Origin of the sequence: Gillisia sp. Hel_I_29 (assembly GCF_000744275.1) — a bacterium.
In the GTDB taxonomy this organism is placed as follows: domain Bacteria; phylum Bacteroidota; class Bacteroidia; order Flavobacteriales; family Flavobacteriaceae; genus Gillisia.
Genome location: NZ_JQLP01000001.1, coordinates 100,433 through 115,396 on the forward strand (window position 1 = coordinate 100,433; position 14,964 = coordinate 115,396).

Annotated in this window: 15 protein-coding genes and 1 tRNA gene; all 16 read left to right on the forward strand. The window is 36.6% G+C overall.

The genetic code is table 11. The features are described from left to right. The first annotated feature begins 31 nt into the window (after nucleotides 1–31). The 16 genes from P163_RS00395 to P163_RS00470 all read left to right on the forward strand — a co-directional run bounded on the left by P163_RS00395 (nucleotide 32) and on the right by P163_RS00470 (nucleotide 14,857). Nucleotides 32–113, forward strand: a tRNA-Leu gene (locus P163_RS00395). A 382-nt stretch (nucleotides 114–495) separates the two neighbouring features. Continuing rightward, a complete protein-coding gene (locus tag P163_RS00400) occupies nucleotides 496–2,283 on the forward strand; it encodes a ParB/RepB/Spo0J family partition protein (RefSeq protein WP_031427438.1) in 1,788 nt (595 codons plus the stop codon). Nucleotides 2,284–2,545: 262 nt separating this feature from the next. After that, on the forward strand, nucleotides 2,546–3,382 hold the full coding sequence (locus P163_RS00405; RefSeq protein WP_031427439.1) for a DUF932 domain-containing protein: 837 nt from the start codon (nucleotides 2,546–2,548) through the stop codon (nucleotides 3,380–3,382). 196 nt (nucleotides 3,383–3,578) lie between these two features. After that, nucleotides 3,579–4,346 carry a DUF6577 family protein gene (locus P163_RS00410; protein ID WP_031427440.1) on the forward strand — a complete coding sequence of 256 codons (768 nt, stop codon included), beginning with the start codon at nucleotides 3,579–3,581 and terminating at the stop codon, nucleotides 4,344–4,346. Beyond that, nucleotides 4,339–5,442, forward strand: a complete 1,104-nt coding sequence (locus tag P163_RS00415) for a nucleotidyl transferase AbiEii/AbiGii toxin family protein (protein WP_034886773.1) — start codon at nucleotides 4,339–4,341, stop codon at nucleotides 5,440–5,442. The genes P163_RS00410 and P163_RS00415 overlap by 8 nt, the downstream gene beginning before the upstream one ends. A gap of 10 nt (nucleotides 5,443–5,452) precedes the next feature. Further along, nucleotides 5,453–7,732 (forward strand): hypothetical protein, encoded by a 2,280-nt coding sequence (locus P163_RS00420; protein ID WP_034886775.1) that lies wholly within the window; start codon nucleotides 5,453–5,455, stop codon nucleotides 7,730–7,732. Then, nucleotides 7,725–8,516, forward strand: coding sequence for a UPF0489 family protein (locus tag P163_RS00425; protein ID WP_034886778.1), 792 nt, complete (start codon nucleotides 7,725–7,727; stop codon nucleotides 8,514–8,516). The genes P163_RS00420 and P163_RS00425 overlap by 8 nt, the downstream gene beginning before the upstream one ends. A gap of 606 nt (nucleotides 8,517–9,122) precedes the next feature. Continuing rightward, the gene (locus P163_RS18255) at nucleotides 9,123–9,281 is read left to right on the forward strand and encodes a hypothetical protein (protein WP_156100634.1); all 159 of its coding nucleotides are present in this window, start codon (nucleotides 9,123–9,125) and stop codon (nucleotides 9,279–9,281) included. Between the two features lie 525 nt (nucleotides 9,282–9,806). After that, the gene (locus P163_RS18410) at nucleotides 9,807–9,953 is read left to right on the forward strand and encodes a hypothetical protein (protein ID WP_164917885.1); all 147 of its coding nucleotides are present in this window, start codon (nucleotides 9,807–9,809) and stop codon (nucleotides 9,951–9,953) included. Nucleotides 9,954–9,963: 10 nt separating this feature from the next. Then, nucleotides 9,964–10,308, forward strand: coding sequence for a single-stranded DNA-binding protein (locus P163_RS00440; protein WP_031427446.1), 345 nt, complete (start codon nucleotides 9,964–9,966; stop codon nucleotides 10,306–10,308). A 74-nt stretch (nucleotides 10,309–10,382) separates the two neighbouring features. Then, nucleotides 10,383–10,727: a single-stranded DNA-binding protein gene (locus P163_RS00445; protein ID WP_031427447.1), complete on the forward strand. Its 345-nt coding sequence runs from the start codon at nucleotides 10,383–10,385 to the stop codon at nucleotides 10,725–10,727. Between the two features lie 83 nt (nucleotides 10,728–10,810). Beyond that, entirely contained in the window at nucleotides 10,811–11,191 is a 381-nt protein-coding gene (locus P163_RS00450) for a DUF6876 family protein (RefSeq protein WP_031427448.1), read from the forward strand. Between the two features lie 11 nt (nucleotides 11,192–11,202). After that, complete coding sequence (locus P163_RS00455) at nucleotides 11,203–11,400, forward strand: hypothetical protein (RefSeq protein WP_031427449.1); 198 nt, start codon at nucleotides 11,203–11,205, stop codon at nucleotides 11,398–11,400. A 443-nt stretch (nucleotides 11,401–11,843) separates the two neighbouring features. Further along, nucleotides 11,844–12,224 carry a BfmA/BtgA family mobilization protein gene (locus P163_RS00460; protein WP_034886781.1) on the forward strand — a complete coding sequence of 127 codons (381 nt, stop codon included), beginning with the start codon at nucleotides 11,844–11,846 and terminating at the stop codon, nucleotides 12,222–12,224. 11 nt (nucleotides 12,225–12,235) lie between these two features. Beyond that, complete coding sequence (mobB, locus tag P163_RS00465; protein WP_034886784.1) at nucleotides 12,236–13,267, forward strand: MobB family relaxase; 1,032 nt, start codon at nucleotides 12,236–12,238, stop codon at nucleotides 13,265–13,267. A gap of 9 nt (nucleotides 13,268–13,276) precedes the next feature. Next, the gene (locus tag P163_RS00470; RefSeq protein WP_034886787.1) at nucleotides 13,277–14,857 is read left to right on the forward strand and encodes a type IV secretory system conjugative DNA transfer family protein; all 1,581 of its coding nucleotides are present in this window, start codon (nucleotides 13,277–13,279) and stop codon (nucleotides 14,855–14,857) included. Nucleotides 14,858–14,964 lie beyond the last annotated feature (107 nt).

Here is a 14,964-nt window from a genome sequence, read left to right on the forward strand (position 1 = left end):
AGCGAAATATAAAGTGTTAAAATATTAAAATGCGGGCGTGGTGGAATTGGTAGACACGTCAGACTTAGGATCTGATGCCGCGAGGTGTGGGAGTTCGAGTCTCCCCGCCCGTACAAAAGCCGAAGAGAAATCTTCGGCTTTTTCCATTTAAAAAAATGTCGAAAAAAATGTCAGGTACAACATAGGTACAACATTTTGCTAATTTCAGGGCAACATTTGTATTGATGTCAAATATTTCTATTTGTTATTAAACCCTATTAATTTTCTGGTAAAATAATAAATTCTGCTAAATAGCAACCTTATTACTTCGTAAGGGGGAGTTTATTATCATACAATATAACCGCAATTTAAACTCGTAAAATACTTCCATCAAAAGACTACGGCATAAAGCCAATGCTCTTTCCAACGCTTATTTATTCCGTTTCCTTTTGAGCCAAGATTTTATCTTCCGTTTGGTTTCTGCTCAAATATTGTTTAATCAAAAATTTGAGTATTATGACAACAAAAGCGAGTACCACAAAGCAGCGCAGTAGAGCGAAATCTACTGTCAAGAAAGAAGTAAACGGAAAGAAATCATCCATTCTTCAAATTCAGAACTTACAATTGGGCAAAATCAAGCCTGACCCGGAACAGCCAAGAAAGACTTTTAACGAGAATGCATTAAAGCAGCTTTCTGAGAGTATCGAAAAGCACGGTGTGTTACAGCCAATCACGGTAAGACAACAAAATGGCCATTTCATCATCGTGATGGGCGAACGTCGATATCGTGCCAGTAAATTGGCAGGAAAGAAAACGATGCCCTGTATCGTTAGTGCTTATGAGAACAATGATGTGCTTGAAGTTCAGATTATCGAAAACCTGCAAAGACAGGATGTCGAACCGACCGAAGAAGCTGAGGCGATTGCTTACCTAAGTGAGAAATATGAGCCTACCGAAATTGCAAAGCGATTGGGTAGGACAGATAACTTCATCAGACAGCGTCTAAAATTAGCTGGATTGATTGACGGTTTCAAGCAATTTGTACGCAATGGCGAAATGACCATATCATTGGGTGTCGGTGTAGCGCTCTTTGAACCGGAAGAACAACAAATGATGTTGGAAACAATGGGCGAAGATTTTAACGCACATCAGATAAACAGGATGATTAAAGACCAGACCTATGATTTGGAAAAAGCGTCTTTTGATGTAGCTGATAAAAAATTGGTTTCGAAAGCTGGGTCTTGTGTAGAATGTCCGTTCAATGCAGCCAATCAAGGCAATCTGTTCGGCGATGGTAAAATGGTCTGTACGAAAGCAGCTTGTTTTGAAACGAAGAAAAGCAAATCGTTCTTGAACCTGATTGAAAAGTCCAAGAAAGAGAATATCCTTTTAATCCCTGAAATACGACAATATTGGGCAGATGACGAAAGTAATCAGCTCATAATATCACAATTGGAAAAGAACGGATTGAAAGTCTATCTACTGGACGATGTTGAAATCATAGAAAATCCTATTGAACCTACCCTAGAGGCGATTCAGAAAGAATATCAACACTATGATTATTCCGAAGATGAAATCAAAGCAGAGTTGAGCGAGGCGTTACAGAATTATACAGAAGAATTGGAAAAATTCAATTCAGCAAAAGAAAATGGATTTAAAAACGGCATCGTATTCCATCCCGATTCATTCCAGCACAAGGAAATCTTTGTAAAGATTGTCGAAAAATCTAAGAACGATTCTATGGAATACTCGGCACCATTGGCGAATAGAAAAATGGCGGACTGCACGCCTGAAGAGCAAATCATTAAAATCAACGAAAGGGAAATCCGCAAGAAGCAAATAGAGAACAACAAGCAGTTTGAAGAAGTTGTCCAGATGATTCGAGAAACAAAATACATTGATACGAAGAAGACACTTTCAACAGACGAAATGGTCGCATTCTCGATATCGCTCTTTGAAAATAATGTGGACTATATGAGCCAGCAAAAGTATTTCTCAAAGTTCTTGTGCGACACTTCAAAGATGACAAAAGTTGAAATGGTTGAGAATTTCAAGAAGAAGTTCAAAAAGGAAATCTTTCACAAGTTAATACGCTATATGCTCACAAAGCAAGTGCATTTTAGCGAAAGCAATCACGTCAATAATCTGACCAACATTTCATTCTACAAAGCAATGCAAGGATATTATAAATCCAAGATTGCCGACATTGAAAAAGAATATACCGAAAAGAGGGACAAGCGTGAAGCACGTTTGAAAGAGCGCATCACAGTTCTTGAAAAGCAAATTGAGGAACTCAACGATTAGCTTTTGTTGTTTGAAGAAGGGTCGGCATTCGTGCTGGCCCCTTTTTCTTTTTTATGATAATGTTTTGAAAGATGGGTTCATAAGGAAGGGGGTATCAATCAATATCAGAGCAAAGGTAAACTCGTAAAATACACCCATCAAAAGACTACGGCATAAAGCCAACGCAACATCCTACGCTTATTTATTCCGTTTCCTTTTGAGCTGTGATTTTAGCTTCCGTTTGGGTACTGCTCAAATATTGTTTAATCTAAATTCAAAAGCTATGTATTTACAAAATTTGCAACAGGATGAAATTTTCGTGTCATCAGAAATGAAATCCTTAAAAAGTCTGACACAGATGGAATCCCGAAGAGGGCTTGAAAATGCCATTATCTCAAATGGCAAAATCGTTAACGTCGTATCGAACAGCTACGGTCACATTCCAAATCAACTGTTCTTCAAGAAAGCTGAAGAAATGCTGACTGATGCACAACTGAACTTCCACAAACGCACCATCAACAAAAATGATAGGTCGTTCATTACTGACTTTATTATCGACGACAAAAGCCAGTTTACAGTCAAGAACCATAAGGACTTGATATTGCCGATGCTTCGGTTCAAGAATTCGTATGACGGAAGTGAAAAGACCTCTGGACACTTCGGTTTTTATAGAGAAGTATGCTCAAATGGTCTGCACGTGTCACAGGCTGAAATCGAGTTTTCCATAAAGCACAATAAGAACAATACGCACTTGATTATGCCGAGGCTGAACAATCTATTCGATAAATTTCTGGACAATGAATTCTATACCATTACCAAGAAATTCGACAAGATGAAAGAATTTAAAATCATCGATACACAGGAATTTGTGAAGGCGATTCTTGACAGAACGAAACTGTTCCGATACGAGTGTAGCGACAAGAACAGCGACCCGTCGAAAAAATCTCGTGAGGTCATAGAAATCTTGAACTATGAAGCCTTGTTGCTCAATGAAGAACCAAATCTGTGGTTAGGTTACAATGCGTTCAATTCAGTACTTCATAATGTCTTAAAGAAAAGTTTCGGTCAACAGGAACGATTGGACAAGAAACTGTTCGATGAAGTTTATGCGATGGCATAACATCAATAAAGGTTCATCCAGTACCTTAAACTGGATTTTTTTTCATTTCAATATGATGTTCTTTTGGCAAATCCCAATAATTTCTATTAGAAATAACCATTTCAAATATTTACCACTTTATTGACATAGTGGCGATAATTAGTTTTCAAATATTCGCCACTTTTTTGTATTTTTGGCAAAGTTTTGATATTGTATTATGCCAAAAATTATAGAAAACAAGCTTATAGAAGCGTTTAAAGAGCAAAGTTCCTTTGATAGGGACCAGCTATTTCAGTTTTATTTGGACCTTGAACCGGATTTGAAGGAAAGTACATTTAGTTGGCGCATTTACGACCTGAAGAAAAAAGACATCATCAAAACTATTGGTCGTGGATTGTATGTTATATCCCATAAACCCAAGTATAGACCAGTACTGTCTGATAGTGTTCTAAAAATAGCAAGTAAGACCAATGAACGGTTTGAGGAAATCCAATATGCTATATGGGAAAACCAATGGCTAAATGAATTTACTCTGCATCAAGTATCCAATCAAATGATTGTAGTAGAAGTGGAAAAAGAATTTACAGAATCACTATACTATTATCTCAACGATTCGTTGAAAATGGATTTTTTCTTGAATCCCGATGACAAGGAAATTGAATTCTACATTTCCGAGAGTGCTGTCCCCGTGGTCATAAAACGTCTCGTCACCAGAGCACCGATAAGTAAATTGAAAGACAAAAAAAATTTAGTTCCAGTCGCCACACTTGAAAAAATAATGGTGGACTTGTTTGCCGATGAAAACCTGTACCATTTTTACCAAGGCTCTGAACTCATAAATATTTATGAAAAGATACTTGAGCGATACAGTATTAATTTCACAAAGCTCTTTAGCTATGCGAAAAGACGAAAGAAAGAACAGGAAATCAAGCAATTTATGAATAACCACATACCGAATATTTTAGAGGACATAATCAATGATTGAAAACAAAAGCTTCACAAAAGAGTGGCTGGGTATTTTTCGGTCAAAAAAAGAACATAAAGGCATTAATGTGACCATTTTGGAAAAAATGGTTCACGCATTTTCATTGTTGGAACATCTAAAAATAGAAGGACTTGATTTTGTCTTTAAAGGGGGCACTTCACTGGTGCTTTTACTTGAAGAAGGCAATCGGTTTTCAATAGATATCGATATTATTTCGAGTGTAGAGCGTGACCCATTGGAAAAAATCCTTGATGCGGTTGTTGCCAACTCACATTTTAAAAGCCACACTTTGAATGAACGTCGAAGTTATAAAGAAGGCGTTCCAAAGGCACATTATACTTTTGAATTTGATTCAGATTACAACCCGAACGTTCCAGTAACCATTCTGTTGGATATTCTTTTTGACAGCCCACATTATCCAGAGCTCATAGAATCTTCCATTGAAATTCCTTGGCTATCGGTTAATGAGCCTATAATATCAATTACCACACCTTCGGTAAATTCCATCTGTGGCGACAAGCTTACTGCTTTTGCGCCAGAGACCATCGGTATTCCATATTATAAGGGCGACCAGTTATTTGCAATGGAAATCTGTAAGCAATTGTTCGATTTAGGAAAGCTATTTGAAAACATTACGGCTATGGCAATGGTTAAAAAAAGCTTTTCAGCTTTTGCGAAAGCGGAACTATCATATCGCAGTTCGGATAAAGATTTCAGCGGCAGAAACCTCAAAGAAACAGATGTGCTTTGGGATGCCATAGACACCTGTGCCATCATCGCCAAAAGGGAACGTAACCCAACCAAGGAAACAAAAAAGAAGTTTGACGAATTAAACCGTGGCATACGCAGTTTTGGAAGTGCGTTTTTGATGACGGGAAATTTCAGAATAGAGGAAGCCCTTGCAGCTTCGGCCAGGTTAGCTTATTTGAATGCTATATTGTTGCAAGATGAGATAACAGAAATTGAATATTACAAAGGACAAGACATAAGTAAACTTAACATTGAAAAAGCAGATTGGGCATTTTTAAATAAACTGAAAAGACAGCCAGATAAAAGCATTTTTTATTATTGGTTTAAGGCGGTGGAATTACTATAAATATGAAGAAATGAATCTAAAATATATAATAGAAATATGCATTGGGATTGATATTGCCATTATTGGTATCGCTTATCCTATAATAATTGATAAAATATCGAATATTGGAAATAGGTATGACTCAAATTATCTTTCCGAAGTTTTTGAACAAGAATTTCCACAAAGGGCATATGGTCGCATTTTGCCATTTCGGAGCAGGAAAGTTACCACTTTCGAATGGCTGTTGTTCTTCACTATCGCATCATTTGCCTTTTTGATTGCAGGTGCCGAACCATTATTTTGGAAAAACTCAATATGGATGCAAAATTCTGCAAAATTATTGACATTAACTCTTACCTTTTTTCTTGTAATATCCTTTATAATCTGGCTTGACAAAATAGCTTTATACAACGGAAAACCAGCTCGCCTATTGAAATATCTGATTGCGAAATATCAATCAATTTCAAAAGAAAGTAGATATAAAGAAAACCTTATCAATTCACTTAACGAGATAGCCTATTTCGCTGTAGAAAAGGAGGATATCCATTTACAAGAGGAATTGAGTAAGTTTTATACTGAAGAGTTTATTAAAATTCGTCATAATCATAATTCAAGCGAAGCTTTAGAATATCCATTTTATTTTTATGATGTAACCCGTAAGCTAATTAAAAAATTGCTTCGGAAAGAAGTTTCTGAATTGGATAGATTGACATCTCCCGCAGTATCAAATTGGTGGTTGTTGGGACAGGATTTTCAGGAGATTCCAATATCAGAAAAAACGTATGATAGTATGTGGGGCAATATCTATCAGATTTCCGACAATGCAAAGTTTATAAAGGAGCATTGGAGCACTGCACACCAATATTATAGATTTCAATTAGGGAGGAAAACTGGCAAATACAACATCGATATTAGAGATTATGAGAACAAGGAGGAAATTGAAATAAGAGAAAGTGAACAGATAAGATTTTTAGAGTTTCACTATGCATTGGGTGGCTTGTTATTGTATCGTCAAAACAATAATGGACTAAAACGAATTCTAAATTTCACACAAAGTCAGCCGCCAGATTATTACCTATTGCCTAACTCTATGTATGACATATTCTACTGGTTTGCCTATTTTAAAGAAGGGTATGTAAACAGAGTTACGCCTACAGATTTTAAATACCCATTTCCAGACATTGATAATTTAGGCCTCTCACGACAAATAACCTTTTGGATTTGTCAATATGTATGTTTGCTTTTTATAAGACAATTTTTCTTGCAACCCTATTATACGTTTCATCAATTTACCGAACAACCAAGATTGCCAAATAAAGTACTTGAATTACTTAAATGGAAAGATGCTTTGGACTATTTCAAGTTTTGTTTAAACAAAATATTAGAGAATAAAGACTTATTGGATTTACTGGGCTATAATTTGTCAGATGCTATTTTGGAGGATATAGAAGGTTTTGAGCCTGAATTACGAATTAGAATTGAAGAGCAAATTCAACAGAATAGAACAAATGCACCATTATCTGATAATAAAATCAGTCAATTTTTGGCCAGCAGTGCAACGATGATAGATGATGCATTTAATCAGTACCGCCTCATAATAAATAAAGATGATTTTGCAAATGATGAACCTGTGATGCGATTCGGTCTAAATGGAGGTTCCATACTTTTCCGAAAAGAAGGTTTTACAGAAGGAGACATACCACATCTAAATTATGATTCGATATTTGCACAACAAATCATTTATGACCAAATCAATCGATATATTCCAAACTCTTTCCTCGGAGCGAGAACACGTAGATACTTAATAGACAGAGAAAACTTTGAAGATGCGTTTAAAAGATTAAAGTACGATAAAGAGAAACATCTAATTGTAGGGTTTGGTTTTTTCGACAATGGTTTAGTCGAAATACCTGATTTCTTTGAGGATATGATTAGGTTGACTTCGCCAGTTTTTTCAAATGTACTATTCGTTCTGCCAAAGACTGACCTTCCGAGAATTAATCATCCAGACCTCAAAGCTGATGAGATTAAAGAACTGCGTCTTGAACCAATTATACCAGACAGAAACGTATATGCCTCTGTAATCGACTTGAATCTTGATGAGAATAGTGAGTTGAGACAACGCTGGAACACAAATGAAAATCAAAATCCAGCGGAATCTGTACAATTAACAATTGCATTCATCGCAGAGATTATTTGGAGACAAAATAGAGATGTCGTTCAGTTGAATATCACTTCGCCACTACGTGAACAAGGCATCAAAAATGATTTAAGCGATATTGTTCCTTTCAAGACCATTGAAAATGATTGAATTCAGAAACCCATATCACATAGAACCACCAGGTGTTTCACGACAAATATTATCGCATCCAACAAATGAAACTGAAGCAATAGAACTTGCAGTATTTCAAGAACATCGATACGCATTTTTCTATTGGAACAAATGGATGCGTAAGAATGAAAGTGCTAATCCACCTTGTTTGGTTTCGCTAGACTGGCATCAGGATTTATGCTACCCTTGTGAAACAGAAAAAGAATGGTTAGATAAATTAGATTTAACGAGTGATGCAGAAGTGTCTTTATTCTCTTGGGCAAAACTGGCTGGAAATAATGACGGTCATATTCTATGTGCTGCCTATCTCAATTTGATTGGGGATATCTATGTGCATTGCAGGCAAGCTTCCTTTCCAGATGCTTGGAAAGATGAAGAATTGATAGATAAGTACGGCAACAAACATACTATCAAAAAATTCAAAACTTTTGACACATTACAGGATGATTTATTGAATTCATCAGAAACATCTGTATTTTTTGATATAGACTTGGACTTCTTTTCGATAAAGAATGGCTTAAGTGATGGTTCTTTTGAATTTACCTATCTACAGGAACAAGAAATACGTACAATGTTAGATAAGGACAATCCATTAATTCATTGGATTTTTGAACGTTTAAAAGGATTTACTATCGCAACAGAACCAGAACATTGCGGTGGACTTTTAAGAAGTAATAAGTTTCTTGATTTAATTAGCAAAATCTATTTCAGTCCAGAATTGTTTGCACCTAAATGTAATTGGAAATGGAAACCTAAATATTGATGATGAATTGAATCGATAATAATACGGCCATTCAGCCCATTCCCCTACATTCCGCGAAAAGCTATATTTCAGGCAAAGCGCTTCATTAAAACAAGTCTTGGACACAACTATAAAGCTTCCGATTTCCTTTCCACTTGCCCACTCATTCCCAAGAAAATCGGGAAGTGGTCAAACTCCATTTCAACCTACACCTTTCAAGTTAAGTCCGCTTGACGTTCTACTTCAAAAGGATATACAGTTTTCATAATTCGTTCAGCCCAGTCCCCTGCATTTCGCGAAAAGCTACATTCCGGGAAAAGAGCTTCTCTGGACAGGTCTTGGACACAATCCCCAATTTCGACTTTCCATTCCGTTAACCCTTCCGCTATGCTGGAAAGTAACACTACATTCCCTTGCCAAAATCGTGAATCAAGTCCGTTTAAAAAAGGAAGTTAATTATCATACAATATACACGCAAGGTAAACTCGTAAAATACTTTCATCAAAAGACTACGGCATAAAGCCATCTCTTCTTCCCTCGCTTATTTATTCCGTTTCCTTTTGAGCCAAGATTTTAGCTTCCGTTTGGTTTCTGCTCAAATATTGTTTAACCAAAAATTTTAACATTATGAAAAATACAACTGTAAAATCCGGCATTTCATTGCAAGAAGCAGAAGAACATTATCAATTGAGTAGTGAAAATTACACTATTGAAAGTGCGGAGAGTCATTTAGCTTACTACAGAGAAAAGCATCCCCTTTACTACCAAGTATTAAGTAATGTTTAATCTGAAAATCAGAAAGAACCTTTTGTAGAATGAGATAACTACTCACCAAAGTAATATTAACCTTTTATTGAATACGAATTTCATAACCCGTTCAGCACATTCCCCTGCATTTCGCGAAAAGCTACATTGCGGGAAAAGAGCTTCTCTAAATAGGTCTTGGACACCATCCCCAATTTCTACTTTCCATTCCGCTAACCCGATCCGCTGCGCTGGAGCGGAACGCTTCATTCCCAATCCAAAATCGTGAACGGAGTCCGCCAAATCGGAATTCCATTTAATCATTTGGTGCCACTTCCTATGTTATTGTACTTCACAAAGTCTTTAGAAATACTTCCGCACCCTCGCTGCCCTAACCTTTTTTTGCCAGCAAAATACCAACATTTTGAACTTGAACAGACTGCATAAACCGTTACGCTGCGCTTCACTTTTTATAAGTCCTTATCATTTCAAAATCTTGAAACTGTATCAGCAACAAAAAAAGGTAACAGCGAGGGCGCTATGGGAAGTAAATCTAAAATAAAACTTATGAAATCTTACAAAAACATACAAAGGGAAGCGACACCAAAAAAAACAAAAAAGGAAAACGCTCAAGATATAATAAGTAAATCACTTCAAAAAAATATAAACGCAAACTGTCTGAATGGTTCAGATAGCATTTTAATTAATCTTTAAATATTTTATTATGAGTACTTTAAAAAATCACGTACAGTTAATCGGAAACGTTGGACAAGAGCCAACAATCACGAACCTTGAAAGCGGAAAAAAAGTAGCCCGTTTTTCAATCGCAACAAACGAGTATTACAAGGATGCCAAAGGCGAAAAGCAAACCGAAACTAATTGGCATACCGTTGTAGCTTGGGGCAAGACTGCCGAAATTATTAAAAAATATGTTGATAAAGGCAAGGAAGTAGGTGTTACGGGAAAACTGAAATCCCGAAGCTACGAGGATAAAGAGGGTATCAAGCGATATGTTACCGAAATCGAAGCAAATGAAATCCTTTTGCTTGGAAGCAAAAATGATAAGTAATCATTGAAATTTTAGAGGGCGTACCTCTCAAACGTTGCGCCCTTTTTTTATTAATAATCTTTAAAACTTTTATTATGAAAACTATTAAAAATCACGTTCAGTTAATTGGAAACATTGGGCAAGACCCACAGGTTACAAATCTTGAAAATGGAAAAATTGTGGCGCAGTTCTCAATGGCTACAAATGAAAATTACGAAGACTCAAAAGGGCAGAAGCAATCGGAAACCCATTGGCATAGTATTGTGGCTTGGGGAAAACTTGCTTCAATCATTGAGAAATATGCAGTAGTAGGAAAACAAATTGCCATTGCGGGCAAATTGGCGCAACGCTCTTATGAAACCAAGGAAGGCGAAAAACGATACTATACCGAAGTTGTAGCAAGAGAAATTCTTTTGCTCGGGTCTAAAAATGGTAAGTAACCATAAAAATCCAAGAGGGCACAGATACCAGTTTTCAATTAGTTCGTGCCCTCTTTTAATTATTCACTTAAAATAAATGAACAATGAAAGCACAAGTTAACGAAATCAAAGAAGGATTGCAACATTTTCACGGAACGGAAATGTTCTATCAAATCCCATTATTAAGAACACGTTTTACGGACGGACTAAAATATCTTGCTAATGTGGCAGATTGTTTTTGGCTCATTACGGACACTTCCGTGATTGCAAAAAGTCTGATGAACCGAAGCGAATTTATAACCATAGACTTCAAAAGATTGCCCGAAGAAAAACAGGATTATTCGGGTTATGAAGCCGAGATAATTTACAGCGATGGCAATGATAATATTTTGGAAAAACACGGTTATCGGGCAACCGATTTTCCACTCGATGAACTGCGGTTATTTTTTGTAAATGATACGCTGATGTTACCAAGCGAATACTAAATTTTAAAGCTATGGTTTATCTGAATTTTACAGACTTGAGCGAGGAAACTCAAAACCGTCTTTTGGAAGATTCCAAAAAGGATGTGGAACGAAAATTTGGCGATGATATTCGCAAATACGTAAGAGAAAATTATACCTGTTTTGAAACGATGATAGAGGAAGAAGCATTGCGAAATTTATATTCCTATACGTTTATTTTCAACATCTAATTTTCTAAACTTTATAGTCAAGCACCTCTAAATTTTTGGAGGTGTTTTTGTATGCAATTAATTTCAAGTCGAGAAAAAAGCGTATCTTTATTTCGCTGAAATTCAGCACACATAAATTCATATAGTTATCCCATTTTTAACTTTCGCTGGTAGCTGTATCCATCTATATTTTACATATTGGAATTTCCGAATTCCTAAAAGGGCAATTTGCTTTTTAGCCAGATTGTATGAAATTTTTGTCACGCTTTGGCGTGACGAAAAGGAATAGCAAGAGGGTAACGGGCAGAGCCACGTTACATATTCCTTTTAGCGCATAAACCATTGAATTTCAAGTAATTGAAAATTAATGGATTATATAAGTTTCTTCGATTTGCGTCAAATGCCCCCAAACAGCTTGTAAATAGGGATGGATTTACGTCAAACACACAAAAAAGCGAAAGAAAATGGATTCATTCATCACTATCAGGTTCAAAAGGAAAACCGCCAAACGTTTTCAAGAATTTTCAAAAAAGCACTTCAAGACGCATACCGAAACGATGGAAGCTATACTTGATTTTTTCTTCTACAACGAGATATCGCCAAAAGAAAAATTAGGTCCGACAGGGCGAACCATCGAAGCCAAACTATTAAAAAGAATCAATGCCGTAATCGCTATAATGAGGGACGTTGAAAAGACCCAAACCAAGCCTACAGTTGCAATGATTCAATCTCTATTTGAGACAGAACAGCCAAGCAAAAAACCTTTGATAGTGGAAAAGAAATATGCCGAAGAAAAAAAGGAAGTACGCTTTCGAGAAAAGCAAAATCTTAATAACGACCTCTAAAATTTTAAGCTATGTATATAACAATTACACCCCAAAAAATGGGTGGCAATTATTCTAAAAGTTCGGCTGATTTTGTGGGTTATCTGGAGAAGGAAAACCAAGGACTGGAACAGCAGGATATGGAGCATTTTTTTAATCAAAATGGCGACGAGATTTCAGCAGAGGAAGTGGTCAGGGAAATTGATGGCAATACGGCAAAACTCGAAAAGCACGAGCCACGGTTTTATTCCATTACCGTAAGCCCTTCAAAATACGAACTAAAACGGTTGCAAAACCATAGTAAAGATTTGCAAAAATATACCCGGGAGATTATGAAGGATTATGTGGCTTCATTCAACCGTGAAATAAATGGGCGACCGGTCAATATCGATGATATAAAATACTACGCAAAAATTGAACACCAAAGAACCTTTAAAGGAACAGATAAACAGGTGCAGGAAAACCAGCCTTTTGCCACAAAAATACTTCAATTAAAAACTGAAGTCCGAAATGTGCAAGAGGGGCGAGCAGAAGGAAATGTGAAAAAATTGGAAAAAGAAATCGGGAAACTAGAAAGAGAAGCACCGCACCAACAGAACGGAAAACGAATAGTACAAGGAATGCCAAAAGCAGGAGACCAAAGCCATATACATATTATCGTTAGCCGCAAGGATGCATCAAACCGATTCAGTTTGTCACCTGGAAGTAAATATAAAGCTTCCGACGTTGAATTAAATGGTAAAACGGTAAAACGGGGATTTGATAGAGATGGGTTTTTTGAGAAAGCAGAAAAGACTTTTGATAAGACTTTTGGCTATCAAAGGAACTTCGCTGAAACTTATAAGGCAAGAAAGGATTTCATTAAGAATCCGAAAATCTATTTTGCATCATTGATGAAACTGCCCACCAATGAAAAAGCATTAGCGTTCAAAATAATGGAAAAAAGTGGCATTCCTATGATGCCGAGTATTCCTGTTACGAAGGTACAATTGGCGATGAAAATTTTTAATAGGCTACGACGTGGTGCAGAGGTGGCCATTAAATCAAGTTCCATAGGAATCTAATTTAAAATTATGCAAATGGACAATCTCGTAACGGTACTTTTTATTATTGGTTTGGCCAGTAGTGTTTTTTATGGAATATTTCGGATAAGCAGATATGCATTTGTCGTCAATTTTCTATTGATTGGTGCTTTTGTGTATTATTTAAATGAACAATTACCATTGTTTCAAATAGCACTTTATTTGGTTTGTCCTCTGACATTAATTAATATAGGAATGTATGTATTCTTGCATAAAACGGACGAGCCTAAAAGTGGAAATGCCAAATATCAAGTCAATTTTGCCACCACGAAAGGAAATTTTAAACTGGATAACATCAAACGAGGTGCATCCATAATAGGTTCTGCCGGAAGTGGAAAGACCGAGAGTGTTGTGTATGGATTCCTGAAACACTTTCAAAAAGAAGGATTTTGCGGAATTATTCACGATTACAAAGATTTTGAACTGACCGAAATGGCTTATCCACTCTTTAAGGATGGCGATATCCCATTTAAGGTCATTTCCTTTGATAAAATCATACATAGGGTAAATCCTATTGCGCCACGCTATTTAGAGAACGAGGAAAGCGTAAATGAGGTTTCAAGGGTGTTAATTGAAAACCTTCTGGAACAAAGGGAATCAGGAACAACTGGAACTACAAAATTTTTTAATGATGCTGCGGAAGGCTTGATTGGTGGATTGATTTGGAAATTAAAAACTACCTATCCACAATTCTGTACCCTTCCACACTTGATTGCCATTTATCAATATCTGGATACAGAAAGCCTTATCCAGTTTTTGGAAACCAATACCACATCGAGGGCAATGGCGGATGCATTTATTAGCGGAAAGGATTCCGAAAGGCAAACTGCAGGTGTGAAAAGCACCTTGGCAAATGCGCTTAAAAGAATCAGCACCCAACGGATTTTTATGGCATTGTCTGCGGATGAAGTACCACTCAATATAAATAGTCCTGAAAATCCTACCGTGATTTCGGTTGTGAACAATCCCAAATTTGAAACTTCGTATTCGCCTGTAATCGCCACCATTATCCATACCATTACAAAACAAATGAGTGTGCGCAATGCAAACCCTTCATTTCTTATGATGGAAGAAGCCCCCACTATTCGTCTTTTGAATATGCACCGCATCCCAGCAACCCTGCGGAGCTATAACATTTCTACGATTTACGTAATGCAGGACAAAATCCAAAACGATATGATGTATGGCGATAAGGCAAGCAAGGCAATTTTGAGCAATCTTTCCTATCAGTTTTTTGGCAAGGTCAACGACCCAGATACAGCCAAATACTATGAACGCTTTTTTGAGATTATCAAAGACCCAACAAAAAGTATAAGTCGTGGGCATAACTTGGATTTTGATACACGTATTACTACAGGCGAAAAGGAAATCCCGAAAATTAGAGCAGATGTGTTTTTCAGATTAAAACAGGGCGAGTTTATCACGTATGCTGATGGGAAAGATAAGAAGGTGCAGTTTAAATTGGCCAACATAAAAAGAGAGTTTCCAAAAGAATCGAAGCAATATTCTCAGGCGGATTTGGAGGCTAATTTTGAGAGGATTTTTGAGGAAGCGAGGTCTATATTTGAATAGTAAGGAAAAAAGACCTCACTTTCTTCGTTAACCTAAATATCATTGAGCTTTTCTGCATCTATATTGAGAAAAAGGATGGAATGAATCATCTATAGTATTCCAAAAAC